Below are 12,116 nucleotides of genomic sequence, written 5' to 3' on the forward strand. Positions count from 1 at the left end.
CATGATAACCGGCTACTAGGTTTAGTAGAGGAGCCGGTTATCCAAACATATAACAATGTTGTATTAAAGGGCGGAGGGGAACCATGGACAGAATGGTAAGAATGGGAATCGATGTTGGAGGAACGCATACAAAAGCAGTTGCAATTGATAACGAAACACAAGAAATTATAGGGAAATCATCCGTAAAAACGACGCATGATCATGAGAAAGGTGTAGCGGGTGGTGTTGTGAAGTGTTTCCAGAATTGCTTAGAGGAAAATAACATTAAACCGGAAGATGTGGTCTTTGTTGCCCATAGTACAACACAAGCGACAAATGCGCTTATTGAAGGAGATATCGCACGAGTTGGCATCATTGGGATGAGTAAAGGTGGCGTAGAAGGTTTCTTAGCTAAAAAACAAACGAAATTGCAAAATATTGATCTGGGAAACAACAAACAGATCAGAATATTTAATAGCTTTATTAATACGAAGAAAATGTCGGAAGCATCCGTGGTACAGGTCATCAATGATCTAATCAGCCAGGGAGCGCAGGTTGTTGTTCCTTCCATGGCTTTTGGCGTAGATAATGGCAGACCTGAAGAAATCGTATATAACGAAGCCGAGAAAAAGGGCATTCCTACTACAATGGCTTCCGATATTACGAAATTGTACGGATTGACTAGAAGAACCAGAACAGCTGCTATTAATGCAAGTATTCTCCCCAAAATGTTGGATACAGCTAATTCAACGGAACAGTCTGTAAGAGAAGCTGGCGTCCATGTTCCTCTGATGATTATGAGAGGCGACGGAGGTGTTATGGAAATCAGTGAAATGAAGAAACGTCCCGTACTTACGATGCTTTCCGGTCCAGCTGCTTCGGTTATGGGGTCTTTGATGTATTTGAGAGCCTCTAATGGTGTGTATTTTGAGGTAGGAGGAACAACTACCAATATCGGTGTTATCAAAAACGGACGACCCGCGATTGATTATTCGATCGTTGGTGGACATCCGACGTATGTCAATTCTTTGGATGTGCGCGTTCTTGGTGTAGCTGGAGGCTCAATGGTTCGTGCGAATAAAAATGGAATTATCGATGTGGGACCAAGATCCGCTCATATCGCAGGATTGGAATACTCGGTATATACAGATCCGGGCAACATCAAAGGAGCACAGGTTGAGTTTTTCTCTCCGAAGCCGGGTGATCCGGCAGATTATGTGGCCATTTCATTGGATAATGGTGAGCGTGTGACAATAACGAATTCGTGTGCAGCTAACGTTCTTGGACTAGTGAAGCCGGATCATTTTTCCTATGGTCATGTGGAGTCGGCCAGAAAGGCCATGCAGGCATTGGCAGATTATTGTGGAACAACGATCGAAGATATTGCACAGCAGATTATGGAAAAGTCATATGCAAAGATTGAACCGGTTATTCTATCTCTTGCAGAAAAATATAAATTAGAGAAAGATCAGATATCCTTAGTGGGTGTTGGAGGCGGAGCAGCTTCCCTAATTGTGTATTTTGCTGAAAAAATGAAACTGAAGTATAGCATTCCTGAGAACGCAGAGGTTATTTCCTCCATTGGTGTTGCTCTGTCGATGGTCAGAGATGTCGTGGAGCGAATCATCCCTTCGCCTTCAAAAGAGGTGATCAGTGCGATCAAGATGGAAGCGATGAACAAGGCCATTCAAAGTGGAGCAACACCGGAAAGCATCGAAGTTCATATTGATATTGATCCGCAAACCTCCAAAGTAACAGCGATTGCTACCGGCTCAACGGAAGTGAAAACCACCGAGCTTCTAAAGGAATGTACGGAAGATGAGCTCATGCAACTAGCCGCGAAAGATATGCGAATTTCAACCGATCAGACGCTGCTATTGGAAAAGACAAGATATATACAAATTTTTGGAGAAAAGGTTGGAAAAGCTGGAGACGCGGGTGCCATACGTATTCTAGACACTAAAGGCTTCATCAAAGTGCAAAGAGGGAGTGCCATGGTCATCAAGACAACTGCAGGAGAATACCTAAATGCAGTGAAGAAGTTATGGGAGAATATGGCCGTCTATCAGACGGAACTTATTGCCAGACCAGATTATTATCTATGCATTGGTGCTCGTGTTATGGATTTTACCGCATCTGATTTTGAACAGCTGGAATTATTAATGGATATCGAAGTTTCAACTTTTGAACCAGATACAGATGTGATTGTGGTAGCAGCTAATATCAAGCAAAGTTAACGATTGTCTAAGCGGAACGGAGGAAGTATGCAGGATCAAGTCAAGTTAGGAGAGATGATTCATCATTTGTTGCAGGTAGACGATCAGACTTGGGGATTGTATGCATTTTCAAGAGATATTCTAAACCAGCGGATTCCATTGGACAAAAAGACGGAGATGATTCATAAGGCAATTGCATGTGGAAAAGAATATGCGCAGCGAGTCATCCGTGAATATGGTAGCAAAGATATACGTATGATTGCGACAAAGTTAAAGGTGAATATTGAGTTTCGGGATTCTAAAATGACAGGGAAGCGTGTGCTTTTTGCCAATTACACTCCACCGAACAGAATCGAAATTATGGAAGAGCCGGTGCAACGGGCCGTTCAACTGTTGTCGGGAACGGATGTCATGTTGTATAAACTTGTTCAGCAAAACGATATAATGGATACAATTTTGGGGCATGAAATCTTCCATTTAATAGAGGATGATAATGAACAGGAAATCTATACACGGACCGAAAAAATCTGTTTGTGGAATTTCATGGGATATAAGAACTACTCCACAATACGGACTTTGAGTGAAATCGGAGCCATGGCATTCACCAAGGAATTGAATAACCTGAACTATTCTCCCTTTATGCTGGATGTTCTTTTATACTATAGCTATGATTCTTCCAGTGCGGAGAAAATATATCGTGATGTTCTAGGTGTGAGTTTAGGAAGGTGTAGGGAAACCGTTGAAGACTCTTAATACTAGTGTTTCATTAAATGATGTGACTTACAATAAAATAAGAGAAGATATCATGAATATGACGTTGGAGCCGGGCATGGATGTCAGTGTGCAGAAGCTCTCTGAACGCTATGGTGTCAGTAGGACCCCTGTGCGTGAAGCCGTCGTTCGTCTTCAACAGTCAGGATTGGTGGAAATCTATCCACAGCGAAAAACAGTTGTATCCAAAATTGATTTGCAAAGAGTTCGTGAGGAGTGGTTTATTAGAACTTCATTGGAATCTGCGGTTGTGGATGAATTTATCCGGAAATGTAGCGAACTGGTTGCGGATACCATGCAAGAACTGATCAATACACAAAAGAAGTATATGGATAAAAAACATTACTTTGAATTTTATTGTAAGGATAATCGGTTTCATCAGCTTATTTTTGAGACGGCAGGTGAAGACCTATCTTGGTCTACAATTGAAGAGGTAGCCTCCCATTATAATCGAATTCGGTTGTTGTATGTGAAGATGCAAGGGGTAGACCAATCCGATATTGATATACATGTACAAATGGTGGAGGCAATCCGTAGGCGTGATGTAGCTGCTATGCGTAAAGTTGTGATAGAGCACTCCAATAGCCTATTGGAGCAGGTGGAAAGGATGTCCGTGCAATATCCACATTTTTTCTGAAGGAAACCACTGTAATCATATATGTTGAAAAAGCTAACAGCGCGTACCGATTCTATTAATCGTGCGTGCTGTTTATGTCATCTTGAGATTTGAAACTACTTGCAGATGAGGTTAATTTTGTTAAGATTAAAGTCAGTAGGTTGGAAGGTGTCTATTACAATTATATTGGCATGGAGTTAACCCAAGGGAGTAAACTTTGAAATTCGATAGAGAGTGAGGAAACATGAAATGGACTATGTAAAACTGGGGAATACAGGATTGGATGTATCTCGGCTTTGTCTTGGTTGCATGAGCTTTGGTATCGCAGATCGGTGGATTCACCCATGGGTACTTGATGAAGAGCACAGTCGTCCTATAATAAAAAAAGCACTGGAGCAAGGTATCAATTTCTTTGATACGGCGAATGTGTACGCAGATGGAACAAGTGAAGAGATTGTTGGACGAATACTAAATGATTATGCCAATCGTGATGAGATTGTTCTTGCGACAAAGGTTCATTTTCGGATGCATGAAGGTCCGAATGGTGCTGGCCTTTCCCGAAAGGCAATCATGAGTGAAATTGATAAGAGCCTGTTGCGATTAGGAACCGATTATGTAGATCTTTATCAAATCCATCGCTGGGATTACAATACTCCTATTGAAGAGACGATGGAAGCATTACATGATGTTGTTAAGGCTGGAAAAGCAAGATACATTGGCGCTTCTGCCATGTACGCTTGGCAGTTCCTTAAAGCATTACACGTAGCAGAAAAGAATGGATGGACGAAATTTGTATCCATGCAGAATCATCTAAACCTCATATACCGTGAAGAGGAGCGGGAGATGCTACCCCTGTGTAAGGAAGAGAAAATTGGTGTAATTCCATATAGCCCACTCGCATCAGGAAGATTGACGCGTGATTGGTCGGAGTCCACTCATCGTTCCGAAACGGATCAAGTTCAGAAATCTAAATACGATGGTACTTCCAATACGGATCGTGTAATTGTAGAGCGCGTGGCGGCAATTGCAGAGAAACATGGCGTTCCTCGTGCACAAATCGCTCTTGCCTGGTTGTTGCAGAAAGAACCTGTAACAGCTCCAATTATCGGTGCTACAAAAATGTCTCATCTTGAGGATGGAGTAGCTGCTCTATCGATTACGCTTACAACGGAAGAGATAGCATCTCTGGAAGAGCCTTATGTCCCACATCCAGTCATTGGTGCGGAATGAGATAATAAACTATACGGTGGGTGGTAGTGTAGTGAGTAAATTATCAACCATAACGTATGATTGTTCAGAAGGTGAACAGCTAGGGTACAGACATATGCGAAATATTATATAAATGCTTCAGGTCTTTCTTATCTATTCGTTGTAAAAGGCAGCAATCGATCGAGATAAGTTAGCTCAGAACGTCAGAACATCAGAACGTCAGAAACTCAGAACATCAGAACATCAGAACATCAGAACGTCTTTCATGAACTCAATTAGCAGGAAACTCTCCATCTAATTCCCGGGATTCCTCTTTCAATAATGAATTAACTGGAAATTACCCAGTTAATCACTCGAAAATGTAGTTAATTTGGTTGAATACTCTAATCTAACAGGAGTTTCTCCAGTTAGATTGTATATTACTCAACTTCAAACCACTTTAGCTGGAAAAATTCCTTCTAAATATGTCTCTAGCAAACAAAGTATATTTTTTTCTTTCTAAATATGTCTCTATCTAGCTTTAGGAGATTGGCTCTCCGCCATCTGATGCGTGTATAATGACGAATTGGTACATTTGTTCAAGATTAGTCTGCCTAGTGTGACTATGGATGCGTTAAAACAAGAGAGTCACTATTCTTACTCTTACTTTTAGATTGTAAGAGCCCAGAAGTAGATTGTAAGAGTTCAGATGTAGATTATAAGAGTTCAGATAGTTACCTGGTAGACATATGCTACCAGGTTGTTTTGCTATATAGAGTACATCCGTAAAGATAGAATACGTACTACCCATCAATTGGTTTGATTACTTTCGCGGGATTTCCACCTACTACAACGTTATCTGGTACATCTTTGGTTACGACAGCACCCGAAGCGATCACTACGTTATTGCCTATTGTAACACCAGGGTTGATGACGGATCTTCCGCCAATCCAGACATTATGACCTATCGTAACTGGTTTCCCATATTCTGCACCTGTGATTCTTTCCATGGCATTCAATGGATGAGTAGCGGTATAGATATGGACTCCTGGTGCTATGAAACAGTTATCACCGATCCGAATCTCACACACATCTAAAAAGACACAATCAAAATTAGCAAAGAAATTCTCGCCAACATGGATATTATATCCATAATCGCAACGGAATGTAGGTTCAATGTATAGATTGGTTCCTGTCGAACCGAACAGTTCTTTTAGTAGCTCTATTCTTTCTGTATGTTCTGATTCTATTGTTTGATTGAATAACCGGGTTAGTCTCCGTGCGTTTGATCGTTCATTTGTTAATACGGGGTCCATGGCCTGATACAACTCACCATTCAACATTTTCTCTTTTTCTGTTTTCATTGTATTTACAACTCCTTATTATGGCTGGAATCTTATCTGTTAATTTCGGCGATCATGAGGGCTAGTCCAAGTTGCTGTAATCCATGTAAATAATCCTGTTTCCAATCACTGGTGGTCAGTACAGGAAGATGTTCTTCCGGAATATAGGTTGCGCTCTTTGTGATGATTTGGTTTGTGAGAGCTTCGTTTACTTCATCGTTGCAAAAAATAACAGAGTGGGGGTTAATCGTAGCTGCAAAGAAAGCCACCAATCGACTAATCGCATCAATCTTTTCTGTATGATTAATACTTACTTTCCCAGGTTCGCTTCCGCTTTTTAACACTTGCATGAAATTTCGGTCATCATACATGGGCACAAATGAAACTTCCCCTGAGAAAAAGGTACTTCCTCGTACAACATCTCCGTTGATCATAATACCGGCACCAGGACCATTTTGACCGAAATATAAGTAGACTAGAGAGGTATAATCGTGATTATCACTTGTTTTGTTGAATCCATAAACTGCTGCGTTCATATCGTTCTCTACGACGACAGGTATAGAAAAATGATCTTCAAAGTATCCTTTTAAATCATAATTATGGAATTGTTCATAGCCATATATATATATAATTCGACCTTCGTTGACCGAACCAGGAACACCAATCGATATGGCACGGATTCTAGGATATTTCACAATAATATCTTCAATGTACTTCGTTAAGCTTAGAATGTCATCCATGAGGAAACTTAATGTTGTGCCTTGTTCTTTCACTTCTCCAAAGCAATTAAAAACGGTATAATGTGTTTCTGATTTCTCTAAATAGATAGCTAAGCCTAGCATATACTCCGGATTGTAAGCATATCTCTGAGCTCTTCTTCCTCCACTAGAATGATCCAGATCCCCTAGTATAAGTTCCCCGTCATTCACCATTTGTTTTAAAAATTTACTAATAGTAGGGAAGCTAATACCGAGTTGGTGACTCAATTCAACCTTTGTAGAACTTTCATGTGTTAGAAGGGCAGCACGGATATTACGATGGATGACTTTCTTCATATCTTTTGGAGTTGTGAGTAAGTCGTTCAATATCGATTCACCTCCTAAATTCACCTGAAAAAACTGCTTATTAAACATATTTAATAAGCTAGAGCAATAATATCAAAAACTATTTTTATTAGCAATAATGTTAACCTTGCAGATTAAAGAAGGGCATTTGAATAGACAAACAAGAACCGTTATAATTATTTCATGACATAAATTATTTACAGCCCTACATGCATTGGATAGGAAGAATGTGGTTTCAACAATGTCTTTTTTACTTACAGCGAAACGTCTTCTGGGTGGCATATTTCATGCGTTTAAACTTAAAAAGTTCCAGGTATTATTCTTTCTGATTGTGCTCTTGCTGATATCAGGGACGTTATTCTACACCAAAGAAGAAGGACTTTCTGTTCTGGATGCGTTATATTTTTGCGTGATTACGCTAAGCACTGTAGGACATCCTAGCTTTGAACCTCAGACATCCCTTGGCAAAATTCAAAATCTTCACCATGATCTATATCATCGTGGGAACAGGTCTGTTCATAGGAATGGTGGGTCATATGCCGTCTTTGAAAAAGGACGGCTTTTCCAGTTCAACTTGGTTGTCAGATGAACGTCACGAATGGTATGTAATTTCCTTTAAATCCCTATGATATAATGTAATCAATTGATTTGAATCAGAACTTAACTATGGAAGTAGGTGTCAATGCGTTGAGAACAATCGTTGTGATAGGTGGAGGAGTAACCGGATTATCCACCACTTACTATCTACAGAAATCTGTACAGAAGAGTAACTTAGACGTTAAGATCGTGCTGATAGAAGGTAGTGATCGGCTTGGTGGCAAGATTAGAACACTCCATGATGGAGAGTTCACAATGGAGTCCGGTGCGGATTCTATCGTAACACGTAAGACAAATGTCGCTCCCCTGATTGAGGAACTTGGTCTTCAAGATGAAGTTGTATATAATGCAACAGGAATATCCTATATCTATACAGAAGGTAAACTTAAGCAAATTCCGAAAGATTCAGTATTTGGAATACCCTTAAGTATCGAATCGCTTGCCAAGACAGACTTAGTCTCCGCTGAAGGTAAGGTTGAGGCACTTAAAGATTTGTACATCCCCAATGACAAGTTTACGAAAGATGATTCTGTTGGTGATTTTCTTGAAGCTTTTCTAGGAAAGGAACTTGTGGAGAAGCAAATTTCACCTGTCCTCTCAGGAGTATATTCTGGAAAGCTGGATGATCTAACGATTGCATCAACTCTTCCTTATCTAATCGACTATAAGAATGAATATGGTAGTATTATTCAAGGATTATCAGCAAATAAGGCCCAATTCCAAGGGAAAGGCGATAAGAAATTCATGTCTTTCAAGAATGGGGTATCTGCATTAATTGACTCTATGGAGCAGAACTTGTCTGATATAGAGATCATCAAAGGGATTCAAGCTGAACGAGTAGATAAGTACGGAGATCAATACCGGGTATCACTTGCAAATGGTCGTAATCTGGATGCAGATGTGGTTGTACTTGGAACCATGCATTCCACTGCTCAAGCATTGCTCCAAGATGAGGAATTGAACGAGGATTTCAATCAATTATTTAATAGTTCTCTCATCAGTGTGTATCTAGGATTCGATATCCCAGACGGTCAACTACCAGCAGATGGAACGGGATTCATTACAAACAACAGCGACGATGTGAAATGCAATGCCTGCACATGGACAAGCCGCAAATGGGAGCATACATCCGAGCATCAACGTCTTCTAGTTAGATTATTTTATAAGAGTTCAGGACCCCATTATGATACGTTGATCAAGCTCTCAGAAGAGGAGTTACTGGAAGTTGCACTGCATGACATTCAGATCAGTCTTGGTATTACAGGACAACCTATGACTTACGATGTGACGAAATGGCACGATGTAATGCCGAATTATCATATCCGTCATCATCAGATCGTAGAATCTCTTGAGGAGAAGATGGCTACACACTATCCAAATGTGATCCTCGCTGGATGTTCTTATTACGGTGTGGGTATTCCGGATTGTATTGCGAATGGCGAGAAGACGGCAGAACTTATTCATGAGAAGCTTAGTTCGAATTCGAGTTCGAATGCTTCGATGAAGTAGATTGAATTAGCTAATGGCGATGGCATGTGTGCGAAGCCAAACGGTCTTATTCAGAAAGTGACATCGTATTTTGTTAATCAGGTGGGTGTCACGATTTGCGATGAAGAAATGGATCTTAATAGTCCAAAAAGGAACAGACGGTACTTGTGCCGTCTGTTCCTTTTTTATTGATTGTCAGCTAATCAGAATGAACTCACCTTATGAAGGTACTATGTGGATCGATAAAAGAGACTCTTCGTCCTATATTTCCCCGATATCCGTGCCAAATGGATAGTTTTCTTTTCCACAATAGCGAATACAAACTAGAACTGATTGCAATTATGAACATGATAGTAACAATGATAAAGACGATATAATATGAACCTGTTTTATCAAAAATGTAGCTAAATAAAGTAGTACCACATGCTACACCCAATGGTGAAGCAGACATGATGGTTGTATAGATCGAAGCATAATCACGATTTCCAAATACTTCGCGTATAACGACGGGCGGTAATAGTGTGCTACCTGAGAAACCAATACCAAATAATAAACTGCCAAGATAAAGTGAAGTTACACCCAGTGAATCGCTAATTAATAAGACAATCACACCGAGCAGTCCTCCACCAATCTCAGTTAAGAGTGCAAGTTTCACGTTAATAGCCCCAAGTAAGAATTTACCTCCGGTTTGACCGATGGTAACGCAGGTCACGACGGTTGCTGCAAGTGTAGCACTAAATCCATTTGACTGTACGAAGTTAGGTACATGAAAACTCACGGTTGATGCTAATCCGAATAATCCAGTAAAGAGCATAATTAAATAAAAAGCACCTGATTTCTGAGCTACAGATTTTGTTACGCCAGCTTCGGGTGCTACTGATATTGCAGAATTTTCTTTTTCTTCACTAGTACCTAGGGCTGTCATATTTAATTCAGAGGGATCTTTATGAATAATGAAAATAGAGAATGGGAGGATTAAGATAGCCACAATCATACCTAATAACATATAAGTGCTTCTCCAGCCAATCGAATCAATAAGTACCCCTGTAATAGGAGCGAATATGGCTCCCCCAATACCCATGAAAGCCATACCAATACCAAGTAATACACCTGAAATATAGAATGGGAATACGGAGTGATAGGTACCCATTAATCTAAAAGCTAAAGCGTTAATAATCCCCGTACTCGTTAATAAAATACGTAAATCGACGTTTTTTTAATATTTTACCCGCAAAAGGAAGAAATAGGGTTACGGTGAAATACATCAATGTAGTATACAAACTGATTTCTGCAATTCCAACACCAAGATCTGCGCTCACTGCACGATATAGAAGTCCTGCACAGCTTACGATAATTCCTGCACTTGCTGCATAGATGGCGGCACTTGCCACCAGGATCCACCAAGCATAGTGAATACCTTTTTTCTTATTATTCATGATATATCTCCTCCCGTTAAAAAAGATCTGATGTCATCAGATCTTCTCCGAACCCAATATTATTTTAATAATATTGTTTTATTGAATTGTGAATCCACCGTCGATTGGTACGGCAACACCACTCATAAATTTAGCTTCATCAGAGGCTAAGAATACAGCTAAATCAGCTACTTCATCAACTTGACCAAAACGTCGAGTGGGTACAGGCTCTTTGGAAATATTAGCTAATACATCCTTAACTAATGGTGTTTCAATGGTGCCTGGACAAATGGCATTGATCTTAATACCATAACGAGCATATTCAGAAGCTAAATGTTTGGTATAACCTATTACAGCATGCTTGGTAGCTGTATACGCTGCGCCACCTTTACCAGCCACTAAACCAGCGACAGATGCAATATTAACAATGGATCCTGTACCACGTTCAATCATGCTAGGTAATACGGCATTCGAAATTTCAAATACACTTGTTAAGTTGATATTAACTAAGAAATTCCATTGTTCTAATGATGTATCTAAAGATGTGGCATACTTATCAAATACACCAGCATTGTTTACTACAATATCAATTGGGCCAAATGAATCTACTGCAGATTTCACCATGTTTTGAATGTCTTCTGTTTTTGTTACATTCACAGCAACGGCGACCGCTTGTCCACCGAATGCTTCAATCTCTTTTGCAACTGCTTTAGCACCCTCAATGTTTAAATCTGCGACGATGACTTTAGCGCCTTCTTGTGCAAAACGAATAGCTTCTTCTCGACCCATACCTGATGCGGAACCTGTTATAATCGCAACTTTACCTTTTAATCTCATTCTATATACAACCCCTTCTTATTCGAATACAATGCATTAACGACCATATTCTAGCTCAAAAAGAATCAGTTAACTTATTAGCATTGCATGATGTATCTTTTATCGGATTGAATCAGGATTTTAGTTTTAGAAAATTAACAGATTCGTATTGCGAACAAATGCATTTCAGTCCTTTATATCAATATGAAGTGGAGGAGCCAACTATTATTTTGCAACTCGTGAAAAATGGACGTGGTATTTCCTTTTCTCCTAAATCATCTATTAATCTTTATCCAGATCACATTAAGCATTTACGAATTGAACAATCATCATTCAAGAGGACTATTGGTCTTGCGATTCATCGTTATCAATATCGGTCAAATTTGACGACTGAATTCATTAACCATTGTAAGGAGTATTACGACGGAATATAAAGTGAATAACAGGAAATGTGGACCACCGTCAAGAAAGTAGACACTCCGTTAAGAAATTTATTACGCATTCTTCTTCTTTTGAAAGAGCGCAGCAAAGCGAACCGGCGATAAATAACCAAGTTTACTGTGGATACGTTTACGGTTATAAAAGAATTCAATATACTGAAAGATTCCATCATATGCTTGCTT

12 protein-coding genes and 1 pseudogene are annotated in these 12,116 nt (G+C 39.7%); 7 read left to right on the plus strand and 6 right to left on the minus strand.

Annotated features, from left to right (window positions below; translation table 11 throughout):
* Nucleotides 1-83: 83 nt before the first annotated feature.
* The 4 genes from AC1D69_RS21945 (at nucleotide 84) to AC1D69_RS21960 (ending at nucleotide 4,812) form a co-directional block, all read left to right on the plus strand.
* Complete coding sequence (locus tag AC1D69_RS21945) at nucleotides 84-2,216, plus strand: hydantoinase/oxoprolinase family protein (RefSeq protein WP_495458257.1); 2,133 nt, start codon at nucleotides 84-86, stop codon at nucleotides 2,214-2,216.
* 27 nt (nucleotides 2,217-2,243) lie between these two features.
* The gene (locus tag AC1D69_RS21950; RefSeq protein WP_495458258.1) at nucleotides 2,244-2,948 is read left to right on the plus strand and encodes a hypothetical protein; all 705 of its coding nucleotides are present in this window, start codon (nucleotides 2,244-2,246) and stop codon (nucleotides 2,946-2,948) included.
* A gap of 22 nt (nucleotides 2,949-2,970) precedes the next feature.
* Nucleotides 2,971-3,603 carry a GntR family transcriptional regulator gene (locus AC1D69_RS21955; protein WP_495458271.1) on the plus strand — a complete coding sequence of 211 codons (633 nt, stop codon included), beginning with the start codon at nucleotides 2,971-2,973 and terminating at the stop codon, nucleotides 3,601-3,603.
* Nucleotides 3,604-3,831: 228 nt separating this feature from the next.
* A complete protein-coding gene (locus tag AC1D69_RS21960) occupies nucleotides 3,832-4,812 on the plus strand; it encodes an aldo/keto reductase (RefSeq protein WP_495458259.1) in 981 nt (326 codons plus the stop codon).
* A 761-nt stretch (nucleotides 4,813-5,573) separates the two neighbouring features.
* Here AC1D69_RS21960 and AC1D69_RS21965 read toward each other — a convergent pair.
* Complete coding sequence (locus tag AC1D69_RS21965) at nucleotides 5,574-6,134, minus strand: maltose acetyltransferase domain-containing protein (RefSeq protein WP_495458260.1); 561 nt, start codon at nucleotides 6,132-6,134, stop codon at nucleotides 5,574-5,576.
* Nucleotides 6,135-6,166: 32 nt separating this feature from the next.
* Nucleotides 6,167-7,198, minus strand: coding sequence for an ROK family transcriptional regulator (locus AC1D69_RS21970; protein ID WP_495458261.1), 1,032 nt, complete (start codon nucleotides 7,196-7,198; stop codon nucleotides 6,167-6,169).
* A 220-nt stretch (nucleotides 7,199-7,418) separates the two neighbouring features.
* Here AC1D69_RS21970 and AC1D69_RS21975 point away from each other — a divergent pair.
* Nucleotides 7,419-7,806 (plus strand): annotated as a pseudogene (locus AC1D69_RS21975) (potassium channel family protein).
* Between the two features lie 58 nt (nucleotides 7,807-7,864).
* Nucleotides 7,865-9,283, plus strand: coding sequence for a protoporphyrinogen oxidase (locus tag AC1D69_RS21980; RefSeq protein ID WP_495458262.1), 1,419 nt, complete (start codon nucleotides 7,865-7,867; stop codon nucleotides 9,281-9,283).
* 193 nt (nucleotides 9,284-9,476) lie between these two features.
* On the opposite strand, the gene AC1D69_RS21985 is transcribed toward AC1D69_RS21980, so the two are convergent.
* From AC1D69_RS21985 to AC1D69_RS21995, 3 genes are all read right to left on the minus strand, one after another.
* Nucleotides 9,477-10,412: an MFS transporter gene (locus tag AC1D69_RS21985; RefSeq protein ID WP_495458263.1), complete on the minus strand. Its 936-nt coding sequence runs from the start codon at nucleotides 10,410-10,412 to the stop codon at nucleotides 9,477-9,479.
* A 19-nt stretch (nucleotides 10,413-10,431) separates the two neighbouring features.
* A complete protein-coding gene (locus tag AC1D69_RS21990) occupies nucleotides 10,432-10,698 on the minus strand; it encodes a hypothetical protein (RefSeq protein WP_495458264.1) in 267 nt (88 codons plus the stop codon).
* A gap of 78 nt (nucleotides 10,699-10,776) precedes the next feature.
* The gene (locus tag AC1D69_RS21995) at nucleotides 10,777-11,514 is read right to left on the minus strand and encodes an SDR family NAD(P)-dependent oxidoreductase (RefSeq protein ID WP_495458265.1); all 738 of its coding nucleotides are present in this window, start codon (nucleotides 11,512-11,514) and stop codon (nucleotides 10,777-10,779) included.
* A 47-nt stretch (nucleotides 11,515-11,561) separates the two neighbouring features.
* Between AC1D69_RS21995 and AC1D69_RS22000 the strand changes: the two genes are divergently transcribed.
* Entirely contained in the window at nucleotides 11,562-11,927 is a 366-nt protein-coding gene (locus AC1D69_RS22000; RefSeq protein ID WP_495458272.1) for a LysR family transcriptional regulator substrate-binding protein, read from the plus strand.
* A 60-nt stretch (nucleotides 11,928-11,987) separates the two neighbouring features.
* Here the strand turns inward: AC1D69_RS22000 and AC1D69_RS22005 are convergent.
* On the minus strand, nucleotides 11,988-12,116 hold a 129-nt coding region (locus AC1D69_RS22005), incomplete at its 5' end, for an IS3 family transposase (RefSeq protein ID WP_495458273.1).

Source organism: Paenibacillus sp. Y301 (assembly GCF_059445505.1).